Raw genomic sequence first — 25,083 nt, forward strand, 5'->3', positions numbered from 1 at the left:
ATGGAGAGCAACACGCAAACATCCACCACGATCAGAACGCCGGCCGCCCGCCCACCCCGTGGCCACTCACGACGGCGCTTGGTCAAGGACGTCGGCCGCCCACGCGGTCGCTTGAGGCATGAACCCGTTCTCGGCGGTGTATGCCACCATGCGCGCGTTCCGCGCCCGGGCCTCGGGTCCGTCCGGCAGGTGGAAGTCCTCACCCGCAGGTTCAGAGACTCAGCGTGATCGCAGCGGCGACTCCGCCCAGGCCGAGGGCAAAGGCGGCCTGGCCCCAGCCGCCGGTGCCCCAGCGGAAGAACCGGTCGACTGCAAGCCGGCCCGGGCCGATGGCGGCGACAGCCAGGGCAACCACGGCGATGCAGACGCTGTACTCCACGCCGCCGTCCGCCTCCCACAGACCATGAGCGCCCGTAACGGTCGCCATGGCATTGATCATCACGCCGATCAGAGCGGCGGCCGCGAGTGGAGTGAACAGTCCCAGGGCCAGGCCGAGACCACCGAGGAATTCGGACAGGCCGGCGATCACGGCGAAGAGCTTTCCCGGGCGGAACCCGAGTTCGGCGAACCCGTTGCCGGTCGCCGTCAGGCCGCCACCCCCGAAAAGCCCGAACAGTTTTTGGGCGCCGTGCCCGGCCATCAGCAGGCCGAAGGTCAGTCTGATCAGCACAAGGCCCCAGTCGGCCGCGGACGACGTCGCCGCGGTGGTGACGTGCGCCCGCGTATCCGTGGGACTCGAAAGAGAGTGCAAGATGCTTTTCGTATGCATTTCAATGCTCCGGAAAGAACGCCGGAACGGGCATACCCCCAGCTCGGACGGACGCCGAGGCACCGGTCGGCGGTGGACCCTGCGCAGCATCGCAGAGCACAGACCACCCCCGCCGATCCTTCCGCAGCGACCATGATCATGCATCTGGGCGCCGGCCACCCTGGGCGATGCTTCTGCGGCGGCCCCGGCCCGAGCGGCTCAGCCCAGGTAGAAGTCCTTGCGAGCGGCCACAAACGCCTCGATGGTTTGGGCAGGTACACCGGTGACGCGTTCGACGTCGTCGGATGCGCGGTCGTAGCGGTTGTCATGGTGCAGTCGGGCCATGGTCAGGATGTGCTGTTCGGTGTGTGGCGGCAGGCCCACCTTGGCGAGCGCCTCGGTCCGCCACTCGTCCAGCGGGACGTCCACATAGGTCACCGACCGCCCCAGCGCCCGCGAGAACTCCTCGGCCATCTCCGTCATGTCGACCGTGCGTGGTCCGGTCAGCTCGTAGACGTGCCCGACGTGCGGAGCCGGGTCGCGGAGCACGGTCGCGACCACCCGGGCGACGTCGTCCACGGCGACCGGCGACGTGCGACCGGTACCGAACGGCAGCACGATCGTGCCGTACTCCCGGATCGATTGCGCCGCCAGCGTGGTGAACAGCGGATTGTCCAAGAACGACGTCGGCCGGATGTGGATCACGGGCAGGCCCGACCAGTTCAGTACCTGCTCCGCCAGCCAGTGCAGCCGTTGCTGGTGGGACTCCGCGGTGCTGGTGGCGGTCATCTGCGACACCGTCATCTGTGACATGTCGACCAGGCCGTCCAGCTGCCCGTGCTCGCGGGCCACGGTGGCCACCACCGTCGCGGCCAGCAGATGGTCCGGCGACACGGGCATCGCGAAGTACATCCGCCCGACGCCCTCCAGTGCGGCCGCGACGCTCTCGGGTCGGGTCAGGTCGCCGACGACGACCTCCGCGCCGAGCGCGCGCAACTCGGCGGCGCGATCGTCGTCGCGGCGCACCATCACGCGCACCGGCACGTCCTGCGCGCGCAGTTGGTCGAGGACCGTGCGGCCCACGCCACCGGCGCCGGTGATGAGAACAAGGTTGCTGGCAACCATCGGTCGATCTCCTTCTGCCTGCATCGCTGAGTAGTCGAGTGGTGGCGTGATCTCACGTGCGTTCGGCGTGTGACAGGGGTCAGACGGCGGCTGCGGTGTGCCGCCGCACCAGGCGGGGGCGCAGGCTGACCAGGACTCCGGCGATGACGGCCCACAGTGCGAGTGTGATCACAGGGCCCGCGGTGTGCGCGCCGTCGAAGTAGCTCAGGCCCGTGATCGCGCGGACGGCCGCGCCGGGTGGCAGCAGTGCGGAGACGGCTCGGGCCGCGGCAGGCAGCAGATCGGCGCCGATGGTGGCACCGCTGGTGGCGTTGCCGGCGGTGAGGAGCACAAGCGTGGCAACCGGGATCCCGACGGGGCCGAGGTAGGTGCCGAGCAGTTTGGTGGTGAAGGCGGCCGCTGCTGCCAGCAGGGTGAGCGTGAAGACCAGAGGGACGACCGGGGCCGGGACTGCTCCCAGAAGCGGGCCGGCGATGATCGCTGCGACAGTGCCGATGGCCACCGAGGCGCCGGCCAACAGCCAGAACCGGTGACGCAGGCGCAGGAGACCGGTCAGGCCGAGAGTGTTCGAGCCGAGGACGAAACCGGCCAGGGTCACGCCGAACGCCATGTAGAAGCCGGCCAGTCCCCGGGCGTCGAAGTGGGTCAGCGGGACGACGTCCGCGGTGGTGACGTGCTCGCCCGCACCGGTTGCGTAGGCGCCGACGAGGTTCTTCACGGCCGATGTGGTGGACGTGCCGGCTGCCCCCGCAACCTCCAGGCGGAGCTGGCCCGGGCCGTCGGCGCTGAGCGCGGCGACGACGTCGTGGCGCTCCAGTGCGTGGCGCGCGGCCTCGGCGCCGGAGGCCGGCTGCACATCGACAGTGTCGCCGAGGGCATGGCGTATCTGGCCCGGCAGGTTCGATCCGGTGACAGCGATGGGGATCTCGTGGGGCTGGGGGTCGCGCTGCAGGCCTACGTAGCAGCCGATGAAGGCAGCCACGACGATCAGAGCAATCACCGTCGGCTGGAGCCAGGCCTTCACCGGCGGCCGGCGGCGGGCGGCCGGGGCCGGCGCAGGGGAGAGCTCAGCCGCTGCGGAGAGCGTCTGCTCACGCTCGGTGGCGGTTCCGGCGGAGGTTTCCATGAATGGGCTTTCTGGTGGAAGGGGCATGCGGCGCGGAGAGGGCCGGGTGATGGTCGGCGCGACGGCCATGGGGCGGCTGCCACACCCGACCAAATAGATTATGAGAATAATTTATTCCAGAGCTACGGTAGATGCCAACCGTCATCCATGAAGGAGGTGCTCATGGGCCGCGTGTCGCAGGCGCAGGCACAGGAGAACCGCAAGCGGGTCGTGGAGACGGCCTCGCGCCTCTTTCGCGAGCAGGGCACGAGCGTGAGCGTCGCCGACCTGATGAAAGCGGCAGGCCTGACCCACGGCGGCTTCTACAAGCAGTTCGACTCCAAGGAGGCCCTGATCGACGAGGCGGTCAAGCATGCATTCGACGAAATGGCCCAGTGGCGCACGGACGCCCTGGAGGAGAACGAGGGGCGGCGCGAAGAAGCCCAGCAGACCTTGATCGACGCGTACCTGTCTCCCCGCCACCGGGACAACGCGTCCACAGGGTGCCCCACCGCCGCACTAGCCGCTGACATGGCCCGCGACACAGGCGATCGCGACGCCCACCGTGCCTACTCCGAAGGCGTAGAGGACTTCGCCGCGTGGCTCGCCACCGATGACGAGGACGGCATCACGCGGCTGTGCACCATGCTCGGCGCCGTCGTACTGGCCCGTGCCGTCAAAGACTCGCCGCTGTCCGACGAGATCCTCACCATCGCGCGCTCGGCGCTCTCCCCAGCCCGCTGAGCTCCGCCTGCGGCGTGATCACGACCCGTGAGATGAGCGACCCGTGCCGGGTCGAAAGCGGTGGTATGTGTCGTCGTGACGATCACCCCTGCGATGTACCGGAACCGGTAGCCGCACGCCACATCGGGGTGGGGCCGCCATCAGCCGCGTGGTCGGGCAGGCCGGGACCCGACCGCCCCCGTACGCACCGGTCGGTGTGCGCACACACATGCAGGTGACGGCAGCCGGAGCGATCGTCGGGCCGACGGCCGGAACGCTCACACAACAGCACGTTCGGCATCCTGCTTGGCCTTGTACTGGTCGGGATAGCGTTCCGTGAAACGGACGGCCAGGACCAGAAGAGCCACGGGAATGACCCAGTTCAGCCAGTCCGAGGTGCCTTTGGTGTGGACGGCGAAGAGGCCCAGCACAGCAGTGGCCGCGAACACGGCGGACCAGACCGCGGTGAGAACGAAGTTGATGTGCCGGAACGTGGGCGAATCCCAGTACTCACGCGGCGTCGACTCGCGCGCGTACTGAGTCGTGAACGGCACGAACGCGAGGGAGACGAGCGAGACGAGGGCGATGACACCGTTCGCCAGCGTCTGCGCGTAGGTCTCCAGCCAGATGAGTTCGTGCCGGTCCAGGGCGAGCGCGAGCAAGCTGAGGACGGCGAAGAAGATGATCCCGGTCGCCTCGAGGATCTTGAAGCTGCCCCGTCGCATGTCGCCAAGACTGAGCACGATGGAGGTCAGCAGGGCCGCCAGAGCCGCGTATTCCCACGTACTGGGGCCCGCCACGACGTCGAAGACGATCCAGGGGGCGAACCCGAAGAAGACGTTGCCCGTTCGCTTGACCGATCCGGAGCCCGCCACTGAGCACCTCCCATCGTGCCGGGGCTGGACGGACGCGCTGATCCCCGCTCCACGTTCCATCGTCACTTCCGTCACCACACATCGCATCCGATGCGCCGACCGGGGACGAGCCGGATGCGCACGAAAGCCGCTGCGGAGTCACCCACACCCGAACCTGTGGTTCTTGCCACATTTCGTACCCAATGGGCCCTGTCGTGGCGGCGGTCACTTCGCGGGGCGGGCGTTTTCTATACGTTCGCAGTTCTGTACTCCTCCCCCCATGAACTGCCGAGGCTCCTCCCCATGCCGCACCGACCGTCCCCCTTGCCGCACCCGCAGAGCGCGGGAGGGCGCAGGCCGCAAGGCAGGCGCGCCGTGGTCAGCGCCGGCGTTCTCGCGGCGTCGCTCGCGACGCTCTTGTCAGCCGCCTCGCTCGACCCGGCGACCGCGGCCCCGGCGTCGGCGTCAGTGCGGCCCGACGCCGCCACGACCGACGTCCTCGCCCTCGTGCAGCTGCAGCGGAAGGCGCGGGTCACGACCGCGGTGGTCGACCTGGACGGCACGGGCCGGGAGCCCGCGGTGTACGGCGACGACACCCCCTATGACACCGCGAGCATCGTCAAGGTCGACATCCTTGCCGCGGCACTGCTCCGGGCGCAGGACGCCGGACGTGCCCTGACCGTGCAGGAGCGTGCCCAGGCGGAGTCGATGATCGAACGCAGCGACAACACGGCGGCGAACGCGCTGTGGCGGCGCATCGGCCTGGCACCGGGCCTGGAGGCGGCGAACAAGCGGCTGGGGCTGACCTCGACCAAGGGCGGCCCGGGCGCCAAATGGGGGCTGACACGGACGACGGCGAGCGACCAGATACGACTGCTGCGCGCGGTGTTCGACACCGGCCCGACCTCGCACGCGAGCTCCACGGCGCTCAACAAGGCGTCCCGAACCTACATCCGCACACTGATGACACGCATCGTCGGCGAGCAGGCGTGGGGCGTCTCCGCTGCCACCGGCTCCGGATGGGCGTTGAAGAACGGCTGGCTGCAGCGCAACACAACCGGACTGTGGGACGTCAACAGCGTCGGCCAGGTCACGGTGAGCGGACGTCACTACCTCGTCGCCGTCCTCTCGGACGGCAATACGTCGATGACGAACGGCATCGCACTGGTGGAACGCGCGGCCCGGGCGGCTGTCACCTCGGCGACCGCCCACTGACGGCCTCAACGAGCCGTGGCGATCACGTGAGAGTGGGTGAGCCAGTCATCCCCCCACCGGGTGGCTCCGGCCTCGTCGGACACCTCGATCAGGTCCACTGGCACATCCCGGCCCGCCAGCGCGAACACGATCCGCTCACGTACGCGCGGGACGTTGGGGCACTCCGGAACGCTCAGCACGGTGATCCGTGCCGCTGTCTCCCGCTCGTTCATGGCGGGTCCTCCCGCTTCCTTCATGGGCTCTGCCGGGACCATAAACCTTCCAGTGCACTGGAAGGTCAAGGGCTAGCCTGGAGACATGCGCATCGGTGACCTCGCCGCCTCCAGCGGGCTGACCACGAAGACGATCCGCTTCTACGAGCGGGCCGGGCTCCTGCCCGCCCCGCCACGCACGCCGGGCGGCTACCGCGACTATCCGGAGCAGACCACGACGCGGCTGGCGTTCATCCGCGACGCCCAGGGGGCCGGGCTCACCCTCGCCGAGATCCGGTCGGTGCTGACCCTGCGCGATGCCGGAGCATCCCCCTGCGCTCACGTCACGGCACTCATCGACCAGCATCTCGCCGACATCGACCGGCGCATGACCGAACTGCGTGCGACACGAACTGTCCTGCAAGCCCTCGCCTCGCGGGCCGCCGCGACCGATCCGGCGGACTGCACCGACGCCGGCATCTGCCGCATCCTCATCAGGACGAATGACGCGGTGAACGGTGAGCGCCGTCACTGAACCACGTGCTCGGCCAGGCCTAGCGTGATGAGCACCGGGGAACCTCCCGGGTCATAGCGTCAAACCCGGAAGCAGACACCACAGAATGTGAGGGGGCGCTCACCATGGCAACCACAATGCAGGTGTCCCCGAGAACGGCCGTCATCCCGATCCATGCGGCGTGGGGTGCGGCGGCCGGTCTCGTCGGCGGGATCGGGATGGGTATCTGGATGTCGGTGTCGAAGCCGATGATGGACACCGCGATGATCACGATGGTCGCCGGACTCCTCGGCTCGACCAACGCCTTCGTCGGCTGGCTGATCCACCTGGCCATCGCCACCTTCGCCGGCATCACCTTCGGCGCGCTGCTCGGGCAGTTCGCCCAGCGCCTCGCGCCCGCCGTCGTCCTCGGCCTGGCCTACGGCGCGGTGTGGTGGTTCATCGGCGCGCTGTGGATCATGCCCGCGAACTTGGGCATGCCGGTCTTTGAGTGGAACGACGTCACCGCCTCCAGTCTCGGCGCCCACCTGGTGTTCGGGCTGCTCGCCGGACTGACATTCGCCGTGATCGCCCAGGCCGAACGCAACCGGTCCACGGGGCCGGCCGGCGGATGAGCCCTCCGCCGCCCGGGTCAACACCCTGCCCCCATGATCCACGGCCGGGGGCCGCGCCGCGCCAGTCCCGCGACGACGGTGTGGCAGTCTCCTACTGTCTGGCCGACAGCGCCGACGCGCTGGCCAGCCCGGCGTGGGGCGCCGAGCCCCCGCCATGGGCACCGGGACGACGCGAGGAGGCGCACACCATGACCCATGCCGGTACCGGCAGCGACGGGGACGCCGACAGGACGTGGTGCATAGCCGAGGTCGACATCTTCTGCGACCTGTCAGAGAAGGAGATGGAGGCCATCGCCACCGCGGCGCCGATGAAGAGCTACAACGCAGGCGAGATCCTCTACTCGCCCGCCCAGCCCAGCGAGGTGCTGTTCATCCTCAAGAAGGGCCGGGTCCGCGTCTTCCGCGTCTCCGCCGACGGCCGGGCGCTCACCACCGCGATCATCTCCCCGGGCACCATCTTCGGGGAGATGGTTCTGCTCGGACAGCACATGTACGACAACTACGCCGAGGCCCTCGACGAAACCGTCGTCTGCGTGATGAGCCGCGCCGACGTGAACCGGCTGCTGCTGACCGACGCCCGGATCACCGCCCGGATCACCGCAATCCTCGGCCGACGTCTCGCCGACCTCGAACAGCGCCTGTCCGACAGCGTCTTCAAGACCGTCGCCCAGCGCATCGCCACCACCCTCGACACCCTCACCACCGCCCAACCCCCGGCGAGCCCCCTGCGGCCGGGCGGACGACACGCGCAGATCGCCCTCACCCACGAACAGCTCGCCGCTCTCGCCGGAACCTCCCGCGAAACCTGCACCAAGGTGCTGCGCGACTACGCCGACCAAGGACTGCTCCGCCTCGCCCGCGGCCGCATCACCGTCCTCGCCCCGGACCGGCTCAAAGACGCCGCAGGCTGACACCGAGCAGAGCCGCTACGTCATCCTCGACAAGGACGGCATGACCGTCTACGAAGGCGTCCTGCCCGGCGGCGAGGGACTGGCCGAGAAGGACGCCCGCACCCCTGAGCAGCGCGCCGAGCGGGGCGACTACGTCGGCTGCATCGCCGGTGCGCCGTCCTTCGCCGAATACCGGGGGGCCTGGAGACCGCCGACTTCAGCGACATCGGCATCACCCCGACTCACCCGGTCGCCGACGGCATGCACTCCGCGATCGTCCGTGCCACCAAGCCCTTGAACGCCGGGGAACCGACGTCGACGGCGGAGTCGACCGGCGCCTGCTGTGGCGTCGATGCCTGCTGCACTCCGGCTGAGACCGCGGTCGACCCCGCTCCGACCGTCACCGAGGCCAAGACGGCATCGGGGTGCGGTTGTCAGAACTGACATCCGTATCGCTTGGGCCCCGCTGACGAGACGCCGGAGGACGACGGCTGCGGCCAGAGTTGCAACCGGTACCCAGGTACGGACTTACGGTCTAAGACGTCCCGGCCCGCACGGTGCGGGGACACGACGACGGGAGTGGCTCCATGACGAACTGGATACCTCAGTCCTGCACACTGCCCACCACCGAGCAGCCGCTGCGCGTCGCGGAATTCGACGCGTTGTTCACCGAGCGGCTGGCCGGCTCTTCCCGTCCGGACCCGCTGCGGCTGCGGTTGGTGCTCACCGGCGGGCCGGGCGTGGAGGAGACGGTGCGCGACCTGGTGGCCCGCGAGAGCGGCTGCTGTTCGTTCTTCACCTTCACCGTCAGCCCCTGCACGGAGCAGATCGACCTGGACGTCGAGGTGGACGGCGCACACGAGCGCATGCTGGACGCCCTCCGGGAGCGGGCCGCGGCGGCCGCCGGCCGGGAGCTGCCGTGAGCGCCGGTGGCCTGCGCAGCGGCGAGGTCGCGGACGCCGCCGGGGTGAACATCCAGACCCTGCGCTACTACGAGCGGCGGGGCCTGCTGGCCGAGCCCGACCGCAGCCCGGGCGGACACCGCCTCTACGACGAGGAGGCGGTCACCGTACTGCGGGTGATCAAGGGCGCAGCGCCTGGGATTCACCCTCGACGAGGTCGCCGAACTGCTGGAGGCCGGACGCCACCGGCACGGCCGCCCCGTCGCGGGACTGCAGGAGCGCGCCGCGGCCAAGCTCGCCGAAGTTGACGCGAGGATCGCCGATCTGAACACCATCCGCGCCGCCCTGCTCACCGCCGTCGACGCCGGGTGTGACGACCTGACCGCGTGCGCATCGATGCCACGCTGCCCCTTGCCGTTCACCGACCTCGCCGAGGAGAACCGCCATGCCGGCCCCTGCTGCTGACCAGGCCCCGCGTCGCACCCCCAAGACGCCGGCGTTGCTTGGCGGGCTGGTCTGCCTGGCGTGCTGCCTGCTGCCCGCCCTGATCACCGCGGGGGTCGTCGGGGCCGGTGCGTCCGCCGTGGTGGGCTGGCTGCCCGCCGCCGCGCTCACCCTGGCCGCGCTGGCTGGGGCCACCTGGTGGTTCGGCCACCGCCGGAGCGCCTGCAGCTGCGGCGGGAAGACCGAGCGCAGCGGATGTGGCTGCACGAAGGCCACCGACCCCGTTCAGATCACCGGGACGGGCCGCCAGTAGGCTCACCGATCACGACCGTTGTCCGCTCCGTCGCCCTCTTCGTCGTCGCCGCGCTGTTCGAGATCGGCGGCGCTTGGCTGGTGTGGCAGGGCATCCGCGAACACAAGGGCTGGATCCGGATCGACGCCAGCGTGATCGCCCTCGGCCTGTACGGCGTGGTGGCCACCTTCCAGTCCGACGACAGCTTCGGGCGCATCCTCGCCGCCTATGGCGGGATCTTCGTCGCCGGGTCGATCGCCTGGGGCACGGTCGCCGACGGCTACCGCCCCGACCGCTACGACGCCATCGGCGCCCTGGTATGCCTCGCCGGCATGGCCATGATCATGTACGCGCCCCGCAGCCACTGACCCGCTCCACGACCTGCGGCCGGATCAGACAGAGCCAAGCCTCCAGGGCGACGCCGCCTCCGTGCGCTTCGCGGCCTCGGCGACGACGAACGCGTACGCCGCGGCGGGCTCATCACCGGGAACCGGGCCGAGGTAGGTGTGGCCGGTCAGGTGGCACCATGCGGCCAGATCCAGCGGGGCGGCCGGATCAGTGGCCCACAGACGCACGAGCGTGCCCGGCGGCGCGCCCTCGATCTCCTTCCGGAGCCGGAGCAGGAGGGTGCCGCAGAGCATGCCTGTACCGTCGACGACCAACGGGATGCCGGGCCCGTCGGAACCGCTCATACGACGCCTGCGCGGGCGGCGGCGATCAGCGCCTCGGCGGCGCGGTCGACGTCGTTCGGCGTGGTCCAGCGGCCGATCGACAGTCGCAGTGCGCTCAGGCTGCGGGCGTCGCCCAGGCCCATCGCACGCAGGACGGGCGAAGGTGTGTCGGTGCCGCTGTGGCAGGCCGAGCCGGTGGAAGCGGCGATCTCCGGTACGTCCGTGAGGAGTTCGTGGCCGCGTACGCCGTCGATGCTGATGTTGAGGGTGCTGGGCAGGCGCGGCTTCACCGGGCCGTTCAGCTGGACCCGGCCCGGCAGCCCCTCGGCCAGGCGCCCATGGAGGCGGTCGCGCAACTCGGCGATGCCTTCGCAGCCACCGTCGGCCAGCTCCGCGGCAGCGAGTTCGGCTGCGGCACCCAGCGCGACGGCAAGGGCGACGTTCTCGGTTCCCGCGCGCAGGCCGTGCTCCTGCCCGCCGCCGTAGACCAGCGGTTCCAGGGCGACGCCGTGGCGGACGTACAGGGCGGCGATTCCCTTCGGGGCATACATCTTGTGCCCCACGACCGTCAGCAGATCGACACCCAACTCCCGTACGTCCAGCAGGGTCTTCCCAGCCGCCTGTGCCGCGTCGCAATGGAAGAGCGCGCCGTGGGCGTGGGTGACGTGGGCCAGCGCGGGGATCGGTTGGAGGGCGCCGGTCTCGTTGTTGGCGGCCATCACCGAGACGAGGACCGTGCGCGGCGTAAGAGCGGCCGCCACAGCAGCAGGGTCGACCAGGCCGTCGCGATCGACCGGCAGGTACGTCACCTCGACACCGTGCAGGCGTTCCAGGGCTCGACAGGTCTCCAAGACGGCTGGGTGCTCGGTGACTTGAGTGATCAGATGCGGGCGGTCGGTCTTGGCGGCCAGGACGGCACCGCGCAGGGCGAGGTTGTCGGCCTCCGTTCCAGAGCCGGTGAACACGATCTCGCCCGTCTCCGCCCCGATGAGCCCGGCCACTTGGGTGCGGGCGCGGTGCAAGGCCTCCTTCGGCTTGGCCGCGTAGACGTGGTCGCTGGAGGGGTTGCCGAACCAGTCCGCCAGATGGGGACGCATCTCCTCGACCACCCGCGGGTCGACCGGGGTGGTGGCGTTGCAGTCCAGGTAGACGGGCCCGCCGGCCAGGCCCGGGTGGGCAGAGGTCATGCTGCCGTCTCCGTCTCCACGGGCAGCTCGGCAAGTCGCCACTCCAGCATCCCGTCGGTCAGCCGCACCGCCCTGCGGCCCCGCTCGCGCAGCAGGCGTACGGCGTCGTAGGCCAGGACGCAGTAAGCACCCCGGCAGTACGTCACCACCTCGGTCTCCTCCGGCAACTCGGCGATGCGGTCGGCGAGTTCCTCGACCGGGATGGACCGGGCACCGGGGATGTGCCCGGCGGCGTACTCCTCGGCCGGGCGTACATCGAGGACGACGACCTGTCCGGCCCGGGCCCGGGCAAGGAGTTCCTCCGGGTCGACTTCTCGCGCGTCGTCCGTGCCGAGGTAGGCGGTGCGGGCCGGTTCCACGGCGGCCTGGTGGGCCTGGGCGACCTGGCGCAGCAACGCGTAAAGGGCGGCGACGTCGTCTCCGGCCAGCCGGTAGTGGATGCGCACGCCCTCGCGGCGGGTGGTCACGAGTCCAGCCTGCTTGAGGGTCTGCAGGTGCGCCGAGGCGGTGGTCAGGTTCAGGCCGGCGGCCTTGGCGAGGGCGTCGACGGTGCGCTCGCCCTGGGCCAGCAGATCGAGCAGTTCCAGACGCTTTCCGCTGCTCAGCGCCTTGCCGGTGCGGGCGAAGGCGTCGTACAGCGCGGCCTTGCGGGTGGCGTCTCCCATGGCATCCTCCATACTTCCATGGAATATTGTAGGTGCGGGTGAGCGTGGAAGCCACCCGGCCCGCACCGTGACACCTGGAGGATCCGATGGGCTTCGCCGACGACCACCTGATACCGCTCATCGACACCGGCCTGGGTAACAGCGCCTACCTCGTCGACCTCGGCGACGGCCGCGCCCTCGCCGCGGATGCGAGCCGCGACCTGCGCGCCCTGCGCACCGCCGCCGAGCAGCGCGGCCTGACCGTCGCGTTCGCCGCCGACACCCACCTGCACGCGGACTTCCTCACCGGCGCGCTCCAACTCGCCGCCGACGACGGCGCCACGGTGCTGGCCTCCGCCGCCGGGCACCGCACCTTCTCGCACACCGCGCTCGCCGACAACGACGAGGTCGACCTGGGCGGCCTGACCCTGAGGGCCCTGGCCACCCCCGGCCACACCGACGAGCACCTGTCCTTCCTGCTTCTGGACGGCGCACAGGAGTTGGGGGTGTTCACCGGCGGCTCGCTGATCGTCGGCTCGGCCGCCCGCACCGACCTGCTCGGCGCCGACCGAGCTGAGGAACTCGCCCGCGCCCAGTACCAGTCGCTGCAACGGCTGGCCCGGCTGCCGGACGCGACCGCCGTGTGGCCCACCCACGGCGCCGGCTCCTTCTGCTCCGCCCCGCCCGGCGCCGAACGCACCACCACCATCGGCGCCCAGAAGCAGGCCAACGCCCTGCTCGCCGCGCCGGACGAGGAGATGTTCGTACGCGAACTGCTCGGCAGCCTCGGCTCGTATCCCGCCTACTTCGACCGCCTGGCCGAGACCAACCGGCGCGGGCCCGCTCTCTTCGCCACCGCGCCCTCACTCCCGACGCTGTCCCCGGCTGCCGTACGCACCCTCCTCGGCCAGGACGCACAGATCGTCGACGTACGGCCGATGCCGGACTTCGCCGCCGGCCACATGCCCGGCGCCGTCTCCATCCCGCTGCGCGACCAGTTCGCCACGTGGCTCGGCTGGCTGCTGCCCGACGACGCCCCGCTCGTCTTCGTCACGACACCCGGCCAGGACGTCACCGAACTCACCTGGCAGGCACTGAAGATCGGATACGAACGGCTGACCGGCCACCTGACCATGGGCGCCTGGCTGGCCGACGGCGGAAAGCAGGAGACCGTTGAGCTCGTGAAGGCCGATCGCATCGGCAACCGCCCCGTCCTTGACGTCCGCCAGCACGCCGAGCGCACCGCCGGTCGCATCCCCGGCGCCGTCGGCATCGAACTCGGCGAACTGACCGCCCGCGCCGACGAAGCGCCCTCGGATGCCGTGGTGCACTGCGGGCACGGCGAGCGCGCGATGACCGCCGCCAGCCTTCTCCAACCCGCCGGACACCACGGTCTCGCCGTCCTCACCGGTGGACCGGACGACTGGGCCAAGGCCACCGGCTGCCCTCTCCAGGAGGGCGAGTGACCACCGCGACCCAACCCGGCGGCATACGGCTGGGACTTCGCGCCAACCTGGCCCAGTTCACTCTGCTCGTCCTCGTCAACGCCCTGGTCGGCGGCATGCTCGGTCAGGAACGCACCGTGCTGCCCCTGCTCGCCGATGGCGTCTTCCACCTCTCCGCCTACACGGCCGCCCTCACCTACATCCTCGCCTTCGGCGCCACCAAGGCGGTCACCAACTTCTTCGCCGGCACCTGGTCGGACCGCTACGGCCGCAAGCCGGTCCTTATCGCCGGATGGCTGATCGCCGTGCCCGTGCCCGCGATGCTCGCCTGGGGCCCGTCCTGGGGCTGGATCATTGCCGCCAACATCCTGCTTGGCGTCAACCAGGGCCTGACCTGGTCCACCACCGTCATCATGAAGATCGACCTGGTCGGCCCGGAACGCCGTGGCCTGGCCATGGGCTTCAACGAGGCCGCCGGCTACGGTGCTGTCGCCGCCACCGCCATGGCCACCGGCGCCATCGCCCAGCAAGCCGGCCTGCGCCCCGAGCCCTTCCTGCTCGGCGCCGCTTACCTCGTGCTGGCCCTGGGCTTGTCGACCTTCGCCGTCCGCGAGACCCGCGAACACGCCCGCGCCGAAGCCGCCCTCCACCCCATGCAGACCACTACGGACATGTCCACGGCGCAGATTTCCCGCCACACCAGCTTCACCGACAAGGCCCTGTCCGCAGCCAGCCAGGCAGGCATGGTCAACAACCTCAACGACGCCCTCGCCTGGGGCATCTTCCCGCTGCTCTTCGCCGCCCACGGACTGTCCGTCGCCCGAATCGGCGTCCTCGCCGCCCTCTACCCGGCCGTATGGGGCGCGGGCCAGATGCTCACCGGCTGGTGGTCCGACCACGTCGGCCGCAAGCACCTCATCACTGCGGGCATGCTGCTCCAGGCCGCCGCCATCGCTCTCGTCGCCGCCGCCAGCACCTTCCCCGGCTGGGCCGTGGCCCAAATCATGCTCGGCATCGGCACCGCCCTCGTCTACCCGACCCTGCTCGCCGTCATCGGCGACGTCGCCCACCCCGCCTGGCGCGCCCGCGCCGTCGGCGTCTACCGCCTGTGGCGCGACGGCGGCTTCGCCATCGGCGCCCTCCTCGCCGGCATCCTCGCCGACGCCTACGGCATCACGACCGCGATCTGGGCCGTCTCCGCCCTCACCGCCGCTTCCGGCCTGGTCGTCGCGATCCGCATGTACGAGACACACCCTCGATCAAGAGGGTCCGTATCCCGCCTCCCTCTGTGAAAGTCACGCCAGGAAACACGCATCGGGCAGGCACCGACCGCGGTCCCTTGGATGGCGGGCCGCTCTTGGGGGCCGTCAGTCCCCCTGGAGCCCGGCGACCGCTGCCACCGGGGCGGCGGCCCCGCAGAGCAGGGCGGCCACGAACAGCACCCCGGCCCACCAGGAGGCTTCCCCGGGACGGCCGGAGATGCCACGCAAGCCCGCGTCCCCGGTGCGGTGGCACTGGAGGCCGGCACGGACACCGGAGGCCACCGACGAGAAGCCGCCCGCACGGGCATGAAGATCGCGATCTTGCTCGTCGGGATCTCCTGGGAGGACGCGCCCCCAGCGTGCAGGCGCTCCAGCCTTCTGACACGAATCTAGGACAGTTGCCCTAGAGGGCCGTCACGCCAGGTCGGCCGCGCGGGGGATGTCAACGACTTGACGCTCTAGGACGGGCGACCTACGGTGGCAGTCCTAGGTCGGCTGTCCTACGACGGAAGGTGATCGGTATGCCTGCTGTGGCGACGCGTGAGCAGATCGTGGCTGCGGCCGACCGGCTCTTCTACCACCGTGGCTACGAGCACACCTCGTTCGCGGACATCGCCGGGGCCGTCGGACTGTCGCGCGGCAACTTCTACTACCACTTCAAGTCCAAGGACGCGATCTTGGACGCGGTGATCGATGCCCGCCTGGCCGACACCCGTCGGATGCTGGAGCAGTGGGAGGCCGAGGCGTCCACCCCGGCCGGCCGCATCATGCGCTACGTCGAGATCGTGCTGACGAACCGCGCCGACATCCAGGACTACGGCTGCCCGGTGGGCACCTTGACCACGGAGCTGGCCAAGCTGGAGCACGCCATGCTCGGCCAGGCCGGCCGCCTGTTCACCCTCTTCCGCATGTGGCTTCGTGACCAGTTCGTGCTGCTCGGGCAGACCGATCAGGCCGACGAGCTGGCGATGCACGTGCTCGCCTTCAGCCAGGGCGTCGCCGTCATGGCCAACGCGTTCCATGACGAGGCGTTCATCCAGCGGGAAGTCGACCGGATGCGCGACTGGCTGAGCACCTACGAGAAATGAGAGATCGCATGTTCGTGGTCCTGCTTCGGTTCTCCGGCAACTCAGGCTCCGCCGGCCAGCACATGACCGGCCATCAGGAGTGGATCAAGCGCGGCCTGGACGACAGGGCCTTCCTCCTGGTCGGCAGCATCCAGCCGGGGCTCGGCGGCGCGGTCCTGGCCCACAACACCTCGCGCGAGGAACTGCAGAAGCGGGTCGACGAGGACCCGTTCGTCGCCCACGACGTCGTCACAGCGGAGATCATCGAGATCGCGCCGGGAATGGCGGACGAGCGGCTGGGCTTCCTGCTGTGACGGCGCCGTTCCTCGGCCCCGACGGCGCGCCGCGCTGCTCGTGCGGTTCATCCCCCGCAGCGCGGTGGCCGGATTCGTCAACGCGCTCGCCATCCTGATCTTCATGGCCCAGGTTCCCGAGATGCACAGCGTCCCCTGGGCCTTCCACCCGCTGATCATCGGCGGTCTGGCGCTCATGGTGTTCTTCCGCCGTCATGGTCATGGTCTCGTTCGCGACCTTCGACTGGCACCCCATCGCCCCAAAGACGCTGAAGCGCATGCCCGCCAGGGAGATTGCGGTCATGGTGATCACCGTTGCCTGCGTGGTGGCCACCCACAACCTCGCCATCGGCGTCGTCATCGGCTCAATCACCGCCATGGTGATCTTCGCCAAGCGCGTCGCCCACCTTGCCGAGGTCACCGCCGTGGTCGACCCCGACAACACTACGGTCGTCTACCGGGTCACCGGTGAACTGTTCTTCGCTTCCTCCAACGACCTCGTCGGCCAGTTCGACTACGCCGAAGCCCCGCAGAGGGTGGTCATCTAACTGTCTGCGGCCCACATCTGGGACGCCTCGTCCGTCGCCGCCCTCGACGCCATCGAGACGAAGTACGCCCAGCGCGGTAGGACCGTCGAAATCACCGGCCTAAACACCCCCAGCGCCGACCTCCACGACAAGCTGAGCGGCGGACCCGCCGCCGGCCACTGACGATCGCCCGTAGGGCCCCGGCCCCCGGCTCCCGAGCCGGGGGCCAGTCGTCAGGATCCTGGTCTGCGCCGGAGCTCCGCCGAGGTGGATGCGCGGCGCTGCTTCCTACGACGTCGTGCCCAGTCACCCGCCTCTCCTACCGCTGCCAGTAGGGTCGCCGCGGACGCAGCCCGACACCCCTCGAAATGCTCTCCCGGCTGAAGGACTCCGTTGAGAAAGGGACGAACCGCCGGCCGTGGTGGTCTGCGAAGGCAGCCCAGGCAAAGGAAAGGTATGGTCTAGTCCAAAGCACCTTCTGGTCTAGTCCAACTTGTTGACGTGATCGCGACAGCGCCCAGAAGCTGGGGCCACTCCCCCACTCCCTGGAGGCACAGTGAGACGTCTTCACGCGTGTCTGGGCGCGGCAGCCGCCGTAAGCCTGGCCGCAGTTGGCACGACCGCCCTGGTCGCGGGCAACGCCTCGGGCGCGACCACCGCGCTCAGCAACCGCTGGTACGCCGCCGCTCCCTATCTGATGCCACTGGACAACGATCCGCCGGACCCGGTCGCCATCATGGACGCAACCGGCCTCAAGGCATTCCAGCTGGCGTTCATCCTCGCCCCCAACGGCGGCGGCTGCTCCCCCACTTGGGGCGGCACGGCCGCGGTCTCCTCGGACAGCGCCGTGCAGTCGGTCATCAACACCATCCGCTCCAAGGGCGGCGACGTCTCCGTCTCGATCGGCGGGTACGGCGGCACCAAGCTCGGGCAGACCTGCTCGGACGCTGCCTCCACCGCCGCGGCGTACCAACAGGTCATCACCAAGTACGGCCTGCACGCGATCGACTTCGATCTGGAGGAGCCGGAGTACGAGAACACGGCGGCCATCAAAAACGAGATCGGCGCTGCCAAGATCCTCCAGCAGAACAACCCTGGCCTCTACGTCTCCGTCACCACGGCCGGTACGGCGGACGGCACCGGCTGGTTCGGCAAGCAGATGCTGCTGGAGGCGAAGTCACAGGGGTTCACGCCGAACAACTTCTCCATCATGCCCTTCGACGGCGGCTTCAACGGCGCGGCCTCTCAGACCAGCGCGCTCACCAACTTCAACACGATCCTCCAGTCCACCTTCGGCTGGGACCAGACAACTGCGTATGCCCACGAGGGCTTCTCCGGCATGAACGGACGCAGCGACACCGGAGAGATCTTCTCGCAGGCCGATTTCCAGACGGTGCTGGACTACGCCACCAGTCACAACATGGACCGCTTCACCTTCTGGTCACTCAACCGCGACCGCCAGTGCAATCCCGTCGACAACGGCGGCCGGACGTCGGGCACATGCTCCAGCGTGGCGCAGAACTCCTGGGACTTCGCGAAGTACTCGGTGAAATTCGCCGGAGCCACCCCGCCCACCAGCACCCCCACGCCTACTCCCACCCCGCCGAGCACCGCATGCAAGACGGCCTGGAGCTCGACGGCGGTCTATACAGTCGGCAATGAGGTCTCCTACAACAAGCACAACTGGAAGGCCAAGTGGTGGACCCAGAACGAGGTGCCGGGCACCTCGGAGTGGGGGCCATGGCAGGACGAGGGCACCTGCTGACGCACGGGAAGATGTCGGGGCGGGCACACACCTCCCCAGGCGGCCGCAGGGGGTGACCCGGGCCGCCACCACGACACCCGCACTCACTCATGCTCGCGACAGCGCACTCGGGCACGGTCAAGTGACCACAGTTCCGAACCACACGATGCCCGCGACCGGACATCACGAGCCCCGTACGGACACCTCTAGGCGACGGAGAAGCGGAACGCGCCGGTGCCGCTCCCCATGGTCAGCCAGATGTGCTCCCCCTCCCTGACCAGCCTGAGGGCGATGTACGCGCATCCTGGGCATCGCGCGGTCAGACCCGGCTCGGGGCCGTAGACGTGCAGTTGGGCAAGTGGCCCCGACCGGGTGCACTCCGGGCAGCGCCACCAGGCCGTGGTGGGTTCGACCGAGAGGATCTCCGAAAGCGGGCCGGCGAGACAGTTGCCGTCGAGGTGGGTGGACGCGTCTGCCATGAGGACCTCCCGTGCGGTTAGGTTGTGGTCGGCGAGTCAGCCGAAGCGTTCGGTGCGGATGGTGGCGGGGTCACGCCCCAGGTCGACGAGCAGGTCGCCGGCGGTCTCGACGAATCCGGTCGGTCCACAGACGTACACAGGGCTGTTCGGCTGCAGTCGGGCCGCCGACGCGTCGAGGTCGTCCGGCGTGAGACGGCCGGGCGTGCGGGTGCTGCCGGGCGGGGCCTGCCGCGTGTACACGATGCGGACGTCGAGGGAGGGATCCCCGTCGGCCAGTTGGTCCTGGTACCAGATGTCATCGGGGGTGCGTACGGAATACAGCAGATGGAACGGGCTGCGTGACTCGGCCTTCCGGTGGGCTCGGATCATCGCCGCCAGCGGTACGACTCCGGAGCCGCCCGCCACCAGCAGTACCGGTTCCGTCTGCTCGCTGTGCCAGACGAACCAGTTGCCGAGCGGACCGCGCACTTCCACCTCGGCACCCGGCGGTAGCTGGTCGGCCAGGTAGGGCGAGACCTCACCGTCGGACACGGCCTGGACGCCCAGTTCGATGCGGTCGCCGTCGGCGGGCGCGGCGAGGGAGTAGCTGCGCACCGCCTGGTAGCCGTCGTCGGCGGTGAGCCGCACATCGACGTGCTGGCCGGGCAGGTGACCGGACCACCCCGGCACGGTGAAGACCAGGGAGTGGGCGGTGGGGGTCTGTGGGTGGCGCTCGACGAGCCGGGCCCTGCGCCAGACGAGGGTCATGGTCAGTCTCCCCAGTTGCGCTGCTCGCGCCACGGGTCGCCGTAGTCGTGATACCCGACCGACTCCCAGAAACCGGGCTCATCTTCCAGTGTGAGCTGCAGTCCGCTCACCCACTTGGCCGATTTCCACAAGTACAGGTGCGGCACGAGCAGCCTGGCGGGGCCGCCGTGCTCCGGAGAGAGGGGGTAGCCACCGTAGGCGTGGGCGATCCAGGCCTTGCCATCGAGGAGGTCCTCCAACGGCAAGTTCGTGGTGTAACCGCCGTAACTGTGGACCACGACGTACTCCGCGGCCGTCTCGACATCCTCGAAGAAGGCGTCCAGCGAGACACCGCGCCACTCGGTGTCGAATTTCGACCAGCGGGTCACGCAATGGATGTCCGTCACCGTGTCCTGCTGCGGAAGGGCCATCATCTCGTCCCACGTCCAGCGGTGCGTGCGTCCGTCTTCCGTGGTCACGGTGAAAGCCCACGTCTCGGTGGGGACGCGCGGAGTAGGGCCCGCCGACAGCACGGGAAACTGCTCTGTGGGGTACTGGCCGGGAGGCAGACGGTCCGCCAGAGAACGGGCCCGGCCGCGGAAACCGGGTGAGAAGGAGCTCATGGCGTCATCTCCTGGACTCGTGGGAAATCAAGAAAGCGGCAGCGCGTCGCGTGTGTGTCCGGTCGCGGGTGGGAGTGACGGCAGTGTCTTCTGATGCCACGCACGTCATTCTGCCCCGACACGGAGATCCACCAGCCAGTGTCGGAGCGGTGCGGTTGCTCGTCCAGTCAGAGCTGGTCATCCGTGCCGGCGCAAGTCGTGGAAGAAGTCCTCGATGACGCGCAGCCCCCCGGAGCGAGCTGTCTCGTCGTAGACGTATTTTCCGACGGCGAGGTCGAGTACTCCGAGGCCGAAGGGCGAGAACACCAGTGGCCGGTCGGTGGGGGGTGTCACCTGTCCGGTCATGACGTCGGCGAGTGTGCCGTGCAGGAAGTCGCGATTGCCGGTGAGCTGTTCGGCCAGGTGGGGCGACGTGTTGGCTTTGAGGCAGTGTTCGACGTCGTCGACGATGTTGGTCGAGGCGAGGATGATCTCGGGCGCGAGGTCGCGCAGGGACACGTGCAGGACCACCGGGTTGTGGTCGAACCAGGCCGGGTCGCTGATGTGCGGCTCGCCGGCAATGGTGGCGAAGACGACGAGGTCGCTGGAGCGGATGAGTTCCTCGGGGCTGTCGTGCAGGGTGATCTGTCCGGCGGTGCTGGTCTGTTGAAGGTAGTCACGGAAGCCGGCGGCGCTGTCGGGGCTGAGGTCGTGGACGCCGGTCTCGTCGAAGGACCAACCCGCTGCGGTCAGGAACGTGTGGATGTAGCGGGCGATCAGGCCCGTGCCGAAGAACCCGACCCGAGTGGGGCGTTGCCGGTTGCGAGTGAGGCGGTCGGCGGCCAGTGCCGCGGATGCGGCGGTTCTGGTGGCGCTGATGATGGAGCTTTCCAGACAGGCAAAGGGGTAGCCGGTGTCGTGGTCGTTGAGGATCAGGACTGCGGAGGCCCTCGGGATACCGGCCTGGACGTTGTCGGGGAAGCTGGAGATCCATTTGAGGCCGTCCACTCGTACCTGCCCGCCGATCGAGGCGGGCAGCGCGATGATCCGGGAGGAGGGACGGTCGGGGAATCGCAGGAAGTAGGAAGGGGGGTTGACCGACTCTCCGGCGGCGTGCAGCTGGTAGGTGGCCTCGATGAGGTCCACGATCTGCTTTTCCTGGTCCCGCAAGGCTTGCTGGACCTGGGCGCCGGAGATCACTGCGAACGGTGGCACGGTGTGCTGCTGGGACATGGCGGGCTCGATTGCGTCGGAACGGACGGTGGTCATCCGGCGCTCACCTCGGCAGTCGGCGGGCACTCGGCCGGGCGCAGCGGCTCGGCCATGGCGACGAGTACCTCGCGCGGCCCTTGGAAGGCCTCCCTGCTGTGCGCCGTGCGCACATTGTCGACGAGCATGAGGTCGCCGGCCTTCCACGGCTCGCGGGCGGTGTGGGCCGTATAGGTGTCATTCAGCAGCTGGACGACGTCCGGGCCGATCGGGTCGCCGCCTCCGAAGCGGGTGTTGAACGGCAGTGACTCGGCGCCGTAGACGTCGATGAGATATTCACGGATTTCGGGCTCGATCGTCCATTCGTTGAGGAAGGCGATCTGGTTGAACCAGCAGCGGCGGCCGGTGACCGGGTGGACCCTCACGGCCGGGCGGCGCTGGCGGGTGCGCAGACTGCCGTCGGGTTGCCAGTCGAAGTCAATGGCGGCTGTGCGGCAGTAGTCCTCGATGGCCCTCCGGTCGTCGGTGCCGAAGGCCTCGGCGTAGGGAGCGCCGATCTCGTCGTTGTAGGTGCGAGTGAGCAGCCAGCCTTCCTCTTCGAAGCGCTGGACCAGCTCGGTGGGAAGTGTCTCCAGGACGGTGGCTGCGTCGGCGACGGCAGTGGCTCCGCCGGTGCTGGGCGCGGTCAGGCAGGCGAACAGCAGGAGGCCGGGGGGCTGGAGGGCATAGCTGAGTTCGTGATGCATGCACATCGGCTGGTTCGGCGGCCATGCCGAGGAGGAGTACACGCCCGGGGTGTACGTCTGTCGGCGGGCGAAGGCTTCCTTGTCGGTCATCGGGGCCGGGGCCAGGCGGTGGAGGAGGGTCCCGGCCCGGTCCGCGTCGCACAGTTGCAGGCCGCGGATGAGGACCGAGCCGTGTTCGGCGACGAGAGTGCGCAGGGCGCGATGGTGTTCATCCGCCCAGGCCGACACGTCGTCAGGGGTCTCGGTGTACAGGATCGGGGGCTTGCCGGGGTTCAGGTCCATTTTGAGGAGGGACGCCGTGGTCGGGTAGGACATGGTGCTTTTCCTTTCGAGGTGGCTTTTCGATCCGGCTCAGGAGGTGACCGGTTCGGTTGCGCGGCGCTCGGGTCGGTTGTCGACCAGGGCGGCGAGGTCGGTGAGGATCGGGTGTTCGGTGACGTCTTTGAGGGACACCACGCGGTCCAGGGCGATGGCGAGTTTCACCGCGGAGAGGGAGGTGCCGCCGCGGTCGAAGAAGTGGGCGCGGCGTCCGATGCGGTCCTGAGGGACGCCGAGGACGTGTCCCCAGGCGGTTGCCAGTCGCCGCTCGGTCGGTGTGGCCGGCGGCTCGTGGTCGTCCTCGGTGGTGGCGAGTCCCGCGGCGAGTGCCGTCAGTGCCTTCTTGTCGATCTTGCTGTTGGCGGTCAGCGGCAGGCTTTCGCGCCAGTGGAAGGCCTCCGGGACCATGTAGGCGGGCAGCGAGGTACCCAGCTGGTCGGCGAGGGTCCCGCTGTCCTGGGGCTTCGGGGCGGAGTAGAAGGCGACCAGGTGTTTGCTCTGGTCGCCGCGTTCGGCCACCACGACCGCGCCGTCGCGGACACCGGGGAGCCGGAGCAGGTTGTTCTCGACCTCGCCGATCTCGATCCGGAACCCGCGGACCTTGACCTGGGCGTCGCGGCGGCCGAGGAACTCCAGCTTCCCCGAGGGGTGCCAGCGGCCGTAGTCGCCGCCGAGATAGAGCCGCATGCCGTCGCGGTGCGGATCGGCCACGTACGCCGCCTGGGTGCGTTCCGGGTCGTTGATGTAGCCACGGCCGACACAGACCCCGGAGAACGCGATCACACCCGGAGCGCCCAGGGGCACCGGTGCGAGGTGTTCATCGACGACGTAGATGTGCACGTTGTTGACCGCGCGGCCGAGCAGGATGCGTTCCGGCGCCCGGTCCATGACGTCATGGTTGGTGTCGTCCGAGGTCTCGGTGAGCCCGTACGCGTTGACCAGTCCGATCCGGGGCCGGACGGTGAACCAGCGCTCGGCGAGCTCCTTCTTCAGCGCCTCCCCGGTGACCGATACGTACCGCAGGTCGGGCAGCGTCCGGGGGCGCTGTTCGAGCTCGGTCAGGACGGCTTCGAGGTAGGAGGGCACGACCTGCAGGACGGTGACCCTGCCGTCGGTGACGGTGTCGAGGAAGCGGGGGACGTCGAGGATGACGTCCTGTTCGACCAGCAGGGTCTGCCCGCCGGTCAGCAGCGCGGAGAGCAGTTGCCACAGTGAGATGTCGAAGCACTGGGGTGCGGTCTGGGCGACCACCTGTCCCTCGCCGATCTCCAGGTCGTCGATCTTGGCGTAGAGGTGGTTGAGCATGCCCGCGTGCTCGCACATCGCGCCCTTCGGTTCACCGGTGGAGCCGGAGGTGAAATAGATGTAGGCGAGCTGGTCGGGCGTGACGTGGATACCGAGATCATCGTCGGTGTGGTCTTCCTCGTAGGCGGACTCGACGAGCAGCCTCGCGACTCCGGGCAGGGAGTCGAGTGCCCGGTCGAGGGTGGTGGTGCTGCCGCGTTCGGTCAGCACCAGGGTGCATTCGGCGCGGGAGAGAGTGGCGGCGATGCGTTCGGCCGGGAAGTGCGGCTCGATGGGGAGGTAGACACCGCCGGCCTTGAAGACCGCGATGACGGCGGCCAGCCAGTCGAGGTTGCGTTCGGTGACCACCGCGACGACACCTTCGCGGGCAAGCCCGCGGGCTGCGAGGGCGCGGGCCAGCCGGTTGGCCCGGGCGTTGAGCTCCCCGTAGGTCCACTGCCGGCCGGCATGCACAGCTGCGACGGCATCCGGATGCATCCGCACCCGGTCCTCGAACAGCTCGTGCACCCGCGCGTTCGGCAACTCCTTTGCCGGTCCGGCAAGTTGCTCGAGCTGGAATCGCAGCTCTTCGTCGGACAGCAGGCTCTGGCAGGCGTGTTCGGCATCGGGGTCTGCGGTCATCAGCGCGAGCGCGGTCAGGTGATATCCGGCGATGCGGGCGGCGCTGTCTGCGTCGAGCCTGTCGGTGCGGTAGCGCAGCCACAGCGCGAGCCGGCCCTCGCGGTGACGGAGACCCACCCGCAGCGCGAGGTCCTCGGTGAGGTTCCCGTCCGTCGCTGTGGGATCGAAGACGGTCTCGAACGACGGCCCGGTCAGGCCCAGTTCGCGCCTGAGCGTGTCGATGTCCTCGGCCGGAACGTCCTGGTGTGCCAGCAGTTCAGCGGCGGCCTGGTGGGTGGTGTGCAGCAGTTCCCGCCAAGAGGCGGGTGCGGTGCTGAGCCTGCAGGGCAGGGGGCGACCGCCCTCGGTGACGTAGCCGGTGGTGATCTCCTGCTCTGCGGACAGTGCCGCGAGCACCTTGGCGTGCGCGGCCAGCAGGAGCGAACCGAGCGGCAGCGCCAGCTCGTCCGCCAGTCGGCGCAGCCCGGTCACGGTGTCGTCGGGGACCTGGGCCTCGTACCGGCCCTCGCCGGTCGCGGGGTGGGGGGTCCAGCGTGGGGCGGGGGTGAATCCGCCGGCTGTCAGTATGTCCCGCCAGTAGTCCCGGACCGTCTGGGTGCGTGTCACATGCGTTGCCATCG

At 69.4% G+C, this 25,083-nt stretch carries 31 protein-coding genes and 1 pseudogene; 17 read left to right on the plus strand and 15 right to left on the minus strand.

Going from position 1 to position 25,083, the window contains the following annotated elements; genetic code table 11:
• Positions 1 to 211 precede the first annotated feature (211 nt).
• From OG390_RS03625 to OG390_RS03635, 3 genes are all read right to left on the minus strand, one after another.
• Positions 212 to 640 carry a DoxX family protein gene (locus OG390_RS03625; RefSeq protein WP_406177478.1) on the minus strand — a complete coding sequence of 143 codons (429 nt, stop codon included), beginning with the start codon at positions 638 to 640 and terminating at the stop codon, positions 212 to 214.
• A gap of 327 nt (positions 641 to 967) precedes the next feature.
• Positions 968 to 1,873: an NAD(P)H-binding protein gene (locus OG390_RS03630; protein WP_406164951.1), complete on the minus strand. Its 906-nt coding sequence runs from the start codon at positions 1,871 to 1,873 to the stop codon at positions 968 to 970.
• Positions 1,874 to 1,952: 79 nt separating this feature from the next.
• Positions 1,953 to 2,999: a hypothetical protein gene (locus OG390_RS03635; RefSeq protein ID WP_406164952.1), complete on the minus strand. Its 1,047-nt coding sequence runs from the start codon at positions 2,997 to 2,999 to the stop codon at positions 1,953 to 1,955.
• A gap of 162 nt (positions 3,000 to 3,161) precedes the next feature.
• Here OG390_RS03635 and OG390_RS03640 point away from each other — a divergent pair, with 162 nt between their 5' ends.
• Positions 3,162 to 3,722, plus strand: coding sequence for a TetR/AcrR family transcriptional regulator (locus OG390_RS03640; RefSeq protein ID WP_406164953.1), 561 nt, complete (start codon positions 3,162 to 3,164; stop codon positions 3,720 to 3,722).
• Positions 3,723 to 3,979: 257 nt separating this feature from the next.
• Here the strand turns inward: OG390_RS03640 and OG390_RS03645 are convergent, their stop codons facing one another.
• Positions 3,980 to 4,576 carry a hypothetical protein gene (locus tag OG390_RS03645; RefSeq protein ID WP_406164954.1) on the minus strand — a complete coding sequence of 199 codons (597 nt, stop codon included), beginning with the start codon at positions 4,574 to 4,576 and terminating at the stop codon, positions 3,980 to 3,982.
• Positions 4,577 to 4,858: 282 nt separating this feature from the next.
• Between OG390_RS03645 and OG390_RS03650 the strand changes: the two genes are divergently transcribed.
• Positions 4,859 to 5,770, plus strand: a complete 912-nt coding sequence (locus tag OG390_RS03650) for a serine hydrolase (RefSeq protein ID WP_406164955.1) — start codon at positions 4,859 to 4,861, stop codon at positions 5,768 to 5,770.
• Between the two features lie 5 nt (positions 5,771 to 5,775).
• Here OG390_RS03650 and OG390_RS03655 read toward each other — a convergent pair whose 3' ends face one another.
• Positions 5,776 to 5,982, minus strand: a complete 207-nt coding sequence (locus OG390_RS03655) for a hypothetical protein (RefSeq protein WP_406164956.1) — start codon at positions 5,980 to 5,982, stop codon at positions 5,776 to 5,778.
• Positions 5,983 to 6,067: 85 nt separating this feature from the next.
• Here OG390_RS03655 and OG390_RS03660 point away from each other — a divergent pair, with 85 nt between their 5' ends.
• The 9 genes from OG390_RS03660 (at position 6,068) to OG390_RS03700 (ending at position 9,985) form a co-directional block, all read left to right on the plus strand.
• Positions 6,068 to 6,496, plus strand: a complete 429-nt coding sequence (locus OG390_RS03660; RefSeq protein WP_406164957.1) for a heavy metal-responsive transcriptional regulator — start codon at positions 6,068 to 6,070, stop codon at positions 6,494 to 6,496.
• Positions 6,497 to 6,600: 104 nt separating this feature from the next.
• The gene (locus tag OG390_RS03665; protein WP_406164958.1) at positions 6,601 to 7,089 is read left to right on the plus strand and encodes a hypothetical protein; all 489 of its coding nucleotides are present in this window, start codon (positions 6,601 to 6,603) and stop codon (positions 7,087 to 7,089) included.
• 188 nt (positions 7,090 to 7,277) lie between these two features.
• Entirely contained in the window at positions 7,278 to 8,000 is a 723-nt protein-coding gene (locus tag OG390_RS03670; RefSeq protein ID WP_406164959.1) for a Crp/Fnr family transcriptional regulator, read from the plus strand.
• A gap of 40 nt (positions 8,001 to 8,040) precedes the next feature.
• Entirely contained in the window at positions 8,041 to 8,277 is a 237-nt protein-coding gene (locus OG390_RS03675; RefSeq protein WP_406178344.1) for a hypothetical protein, read from the plus strand.
• Positions 8,278 to 8,566: 289 nt separating this feature from the next.
• Positions 8,567 to 8,902, plus strand: a complete 336-nt coding sequence (locus tag OG390_RS03680; protein ID WP_406164960.1) for a hypothetical protein — start codon at positions 8,567 to 8,569, stop codon at positions 8,900 to 8,902.
• A 44-nt stretch (positions 8,903 to 8,946) separates the two neighbouring features.
• Positions 8,947 to 9,189 (plus strand): MerR family DNA-binding transcriptional regulator, encoded by a 243-nt coding sequence (locus OG390_RS03685; RefSeq protein WP_406177479.1) that lies wholly within the window; start codon positions 8,947 to 8,949, stop codon positions 9,187 to 9,189.
• Complete coding sequence (locus OG390_RS03690) at positions 9,110 to 9,346, plus strand: hypothetical protein (protein WP_406177481.1); 237 nt, start codon at positions 9,110 to 9,112, stop codon at positions 9,344 to 9,346. Before OG390_RS03685 ends, OG390_RS03690 begins: the two co-directional genes overlap by 80 nt.
• Entirely contained in the window at positions 9,327 to 9,638 is a 312-nt protein-coding gene (locus OG390_RS03695; protein WP_406164961.1) for a hypothetical protein, read from the plus strand. Before OG390_RS03690 ends, OG390_RS03695 begins: the two co-directional genes overlap by 20 nt.
• Entirely contained in the window at positions 9,581 to 9,985 is a 405-nt protein-coding gene (locus OG390_RS03700) for a YnfA family protein (RefSeq protein WP_406164962.1), read from the plus strand. The genes OG390_RS03695 and OG390_RS03700 overlap by 58 nt, the downstream gene beginning before the upstream one ends.
• Before the next feature lie 24 nt (positions 9,986 to 10,009).
• On the opposite strand, the gene OG390_RS03705 is transcribed toward OG390_RS03700, so the two are convergent.
• From OG390_RS03705 to OG390_RS03715, 3 genes are read right to left on the minus strand one after another with little or no spacing between them, the layout of a single operon-like run.
• Positions 10,010 to 10,309, minus strand: coding sequence for a sulfurtransferase TusA family protein (locus OG390_RS03705; protein WP_406164963.1), 300 nt, complete (start codon positions 10,307 to 10,309; stop codon positions 10,010 to 10,012).
• Positions 10,306 to 11,475: a cysteine desulfurase family protein gene (locus tag OG390_RS03710; protein WP_406164964.1), complete on the minus strand. Its 1,170-nt coding sequence runs from the start codon at positions 11,473 to 11,475 to the stop codon at positions 10,306 to 10,308. The genes OG390_RS03705 and OG390_RS03710 overlap by 4 nt, the downstream gene beginning before the upstream one ends.
• Positions 11,472 to 12,140: an ArsR/SmtB family transcription factor gene (locus tag OG390_RS03715; protein WP_406164965.1), complete on the minus strand. Its 669-nt coding sequence runs from the start codon at positions 12,138 to 12,140 to the stop codon at positions 11,472 to 11,474. Before OG390_RS03715 ends, OG390_RS03710 begins: the two co-directional genes overlap by 4 nt.
• A gap of 86 nt (positions 12,141 to 12,226) precedes the next feature.
• Here OG390_RS03715 and OG390_RS03720 point away from each other — a divergent pair, with 86 nt between their 5' ends.
• Complete coding sequence (locus OG390_RS03720) at positions 12,227 to 13,585, plus strand: rhodanese-like domain-containing protein (protein ID WP_406164966.1); 1,359 nt, start codon at positions 12,227 to 12,229, stop codon at positions 13,583 to 13,585.
• Positions 13,582 to 14,856, plus strand: coding sequence for an MFS transporter (locus OG390_RS03725; protein ID WP_406164967.1), 1,275 nt, complete (start codon positions 13,582 to 13,584; stop codon positions 14,854 to 14,856). Before OG390_RS03720 ends, OG390_RS03725 begins: the two co-directional genes overlap by 4 nt.
• Positions 14,857 to 14,931: 75 nt before the next feature.
• Here OG390_RS03725 and OG390_RS03730 read toward each other — a convergent pair whose 3' ends face one another.
• Positions 14,932 to 15,054, minus strand: a complete 123-nt coding sequence (locus OG390_RS03730; RefSeq protein ID WP_406164968.1) for a hypothetical protein — start codon at positions 15,052 to 15,054, stop codon at positions 14,932 to 14,934.
• A 293-nt stretch (positions 15,055 to 15,347) separates the two neighbouring features.
• On the opposite strand from OG390_RS03730, the gene OG390_RS03735 reads away from it, so the two are divergent.
• From OG390_RS03735 to OG390_RS03750, 4 genes and pseudogenes are all read left to right on the plus strand, one after another.
• On the plus strand, positions 15,348 to 15,914 hold the full coding sequence (locus OG390_RS03735; RefSeq protein WP_406164969.1) for a TetR/AcrR family transcriptional regulator: 567 nt from the start codon (positions 15,348 to 15,350) through the stop codon (positions 15,912 to 15,914).
• Positions 15,915 to 15,922: 8 nt separating this feature from the next.
• On the plus strand, positions 15,923 to 16,207 hold the full coding sequence (locus OG390_RS03740) for a YciI family protein (RefSeq protein ID WP_406164970.1): 285 nt from the start codon (positions 15,923 to 15,925) through the stop codon (positions 16,205 to 16,207).
• Between the two features lie 31 nt (positions 16,208 to 16,238).
• Positions 16,239 to 16,896 (plus strand): annotated as a pseudogene (locus tag OG390_RS03745) (STAS domain-containing protein); the annotation flags it as partial.
• 373 nt (positions 16,897 to 17,269) lie between these two features.
• Positions 17,270 to 18,478: a chitinase gene (locus OG390_RS03750; RefSeq protein WP_406164971.1), complete on the plus strand. Its 1,209-nt coding sequence runs from the start codon at positions 17,270 to 17,272 to the stop codon at positions 18,476 to 18,478.
• A 185-nt stretch (positions 18,479 to 18,663) separates the two neighbouring features.
• Here the strand turns inward: OG390_RS03750 and OG390_RS03755 are convergent, their stop codons facing one another.
• The 6 genes from OG390_RS03755 to OG390_RS03780 form a co-directional block, all read right to left on the minus strand.
• On the minus strand, positions 18,664 to 18,936 hold the full coding sequence (locus OG390_RS03755; RefSeq protein WP_406164972.1) for a DUF6510 family protein: 273 nt from the start codon (positions 18,934 to 18,936) through the stop codon (positions 18,664 to 18,666).
• Between the two features lie 36 nt (positions 18,937 to 18,972).
• Positions 18,973 to 19,683 carry a ferredoxin reductase gene (locus OG390_RS03760; protein WP_406164973.1) on the minus strand — a complete coding sequence of 237 codons (711 nt, stop codon included), beginning with the start codon at positions 19,681 to 19,683 and terminating at the stop codon, positions 18,973 to 18,975.
• A gap of 2 nt (positions 19,684 to 19,685) precedes the next feature.
• Entirely contained in the window at positions 19,686 to 20,285 is a 600-nt protein-coding gene (locus OG390_RS03765) for a sulfite oxidase-like oxidoreductase (RefSeq protein WP_406164974.1), read from the minus strand.
• A gap of 177 nt (positions 20,286 to 20,462) precedes the next feature.
• Positions 20,463 to 21,533 (minus strand): 2,3-diaminopropionate biosynthesis protein SbnB, encoded by a 1,071-nt coding sequence (sbnB, locus tag OG390_RS03770; protein WP_406164975.1) that lies wholly within the window; start codon positions 21,531 to 21,533, stop codon positions 20,463 to 20,465.
• Entirely contained in the window at positions 21,530 to 22,534 is a 1,005-nt protein-coding gene (locus OG390_RS03775; protein ID WP_406164976.1) for a TauD/TfdA family dioxygenase, read from the minus strand. The genes sbnB and OG390_RS03775 overlap by 4 nt, the downstream gene beginning before the upstream one ends.
• 36 nt (positions 22,535 to 22,570) lie before the next feature.
• The gene (locus OG390_RS03780) at positions 22,571 to 25,081 is read right to left on the minus strand and encodes a non-ribosomal peptide synthetase (RefSeq protein ID WP_406164977.1); all 2,511 of its coding nucleotides are present in this window, start codon (positions 25,079 to 25,081) and stop codon (positions 22,571 to 22,573) included.
• Positions 25,082 to 25,083: the final 2 nt, after the last annotated feature.

The sequence above is a fragment of the Streptomyces sp. NBC_00996 genome (assembly GCF_045162675.1).
Classification (GTDB): Bacteria; Actinomycetota; Actinomycetes; order Streptomycetales; family Streptomycetaceae; genus Streptomyces.

What these genes read in the sequence shown, in the direction of transcription:
- OG390_RS03625 (WP_406177478.1), bottom strand. Translation starts at nt 640, where the DNA reads ATGGCCGGGCACGGCGCCCAAAAACTGTTCGGGCTTTTCGGGGGTGGC.
- OG390_RS03630 (WP_406164951.1), bottom strand. Translation starts at nt 1,873, where the DNA reads ATGGTTGCCAGCAACCTTGTTCTCATCACCGGCGCCGGTGGCGTGGGC.
- OG390_RS03635 (WP_406164952.1), bottom strand. Translation starts at nt 2,999, where the DNA reads ATGGAAACCTCCGCCGGAACCGCCACCGAGCGTGAGCAGACGCTCTCC.
- OG390_RS03640 (WP_406164953.1), top strand. Translation starts at nt 3,162, where the DNA reads ATGGGCCGCGTGTCGCAGGCGCAGGCACAGGAGAACCGCAAGCGGGTC.
- OG390_RS03650 (WP_406164955.1), top strand. Translation starts at nt 4,859, where the DNA reads ATGCCGCACCGACCGTCCCCCTTGCCGCACCCGCAGAGCGCGGGAGGG.
- OG390_RS03655 (WP_406164956.1), bottom strand. Translation starts at nt 5,982, where the DNA reads ATGAACGAGCGGGAGACAGCGGCACGGATCACCGTGCTGAGCGTTCCG.
- OG390_RS03660 (WP_406164957.1), top strand. Translation starts at nt 6,068, where the DNA reads ATGCGCATCGGTGACCTCGCCGCCTCCAGCGGGCTGACCACGAAGACG.
- OG390_RS03665 (WP_406164958.1), top strand. Translation starts at nt 6,601, where the DNA reads ATGGCAACCACAATGCAGGTGTCCCCGAGAACGGCCGTCATCCCGATC.
- OG390_RS03670 (WP_406164959.1), top strand. Translation starts at nt 7,278, where the DNA reads ATGACCCATGCCGGTACCGGCAGCGACGGGGACGCCGACAGGACGTGG.
- OG390_RS03675 (WP_406178344.1), top strand. Translation starts at nt 8,041, where the DNA reads ATGACCGTCTACGAAGGCGTCCTGCCCGGCGGCGAGGGACTGGCCGAG.
- OG390_RS03680 (WP_406164960.1), top strand. Translation starts at nt 8,567, where the DNA reads ATGACGAACTGGATACCTCAGTCCTGCACACTGCCCACCACCGAGCAG.
- OG390_RS03695 (WP_406164961.1), top strand. Translation starts at nt 9,327, where the DNA reads ATGCCGGCCCCTGCTGCTGACCAGGCCCCGCGTCGCACCCCCAAGACG.
- OG390_RS03700 (WP_406164962.1), top strand. Translation starts at nt 9,581, where the DNA reads ATGTGGCTGCACGAAGGCCACCGACCCCGTTCAGATCACCGGGACGGG.
- OG390_RS03705 (WP_406164963.1), bottom strand. Translation starts at nt 10,309, where the DNA reads ATGAGCGGTTCCGACGGGCCCGGCATCCCGTTGGTCGTCGACGGTACA.
- OG390_RS03710 (WP_406164964.1), bottom strand. Translation starts at nt 11,475, where the DNA reads ATGACCTCTGCCCACCCGGGCCTGGCCGGCGGGCCCGTCTACCTGGAC.
- OG390_RS03715 (WP_406164965.1), bottom strand. Translation starts at nt 12,140, where the DNA reads ATGGGAGACGCCACCCGCAAGGCCGCGCTGTACGACGCCTTCGCCCGC.
- OG390_RS03720 (WP_406164966.1), top strand. Translation starts at nt 12,227, where the DNA reads ATGGGCTTCGCCGACGACCACCTGATACCGCTCATCGACACCGGCCTG.
- OG390_RS03735 (WP_406164969.1), top strand. Translation starts at nt 15,348, where the DNA reads ATGCCTGCTGTGGCGACGCGTGAGCAGATCGTGGCTGCGGCCGACCGG.
- OG390_RS03740 (WP_406164970.1), top strand. Translation starts at nt 15,923, where the DNA reads ATGTTCGTGGTCCTGCTTCGGTTCTCCGGCAACTCAGGCTCCGCCGGC.
- OG390_RS03755 (WP_406164972.1), bottom strand. Translation starts at nt 18,936, where the DNA reads ATGGCAGACGCGTCCACCCACCTCGACGGCAACTGTCTCGCCGGCCCG.
- OG390_RS03760 (WP_406164973.1), bottom strand. Translation starts at nt 19,683, where the DNA reads ATGACCCTCGTCTGGCGCAGGGCCCGGCTCGTCGAGCGCCACCCACAG.
- OG390_RS03765 (WP_406164974.1), bottom strand. Translation starts at nt 20,285, where the DNA reads ATGAGCTCCTTCTCACCCGGTTTCCGCGGCCGGGCCCGTTCTCTGGCG.
- sbnB (WP_406164975.1), bottom strand. Translation starts at nt 21,533, where the DNA reads ATGACCACCGTCCGTTCCGACGCAATCGAGCCCGCCATGTCCCAGCAG.
- OG390_RS03775 (WP_406164976.1), bottom strand. Translation starts at nt 22,534, where the DNA reads ATGTCCTACCCGACCACGGCGTCCCTCCTCAAAATGGACCTGAACCCC.
- OG390_RS03780 (WP_406164977.1), bottom strand. Translation starts at nt 25,081, where the DNA reads ATGGCAACGCATGTGACACGCACCCAGACGGTCCGGGACTACTGGCGG.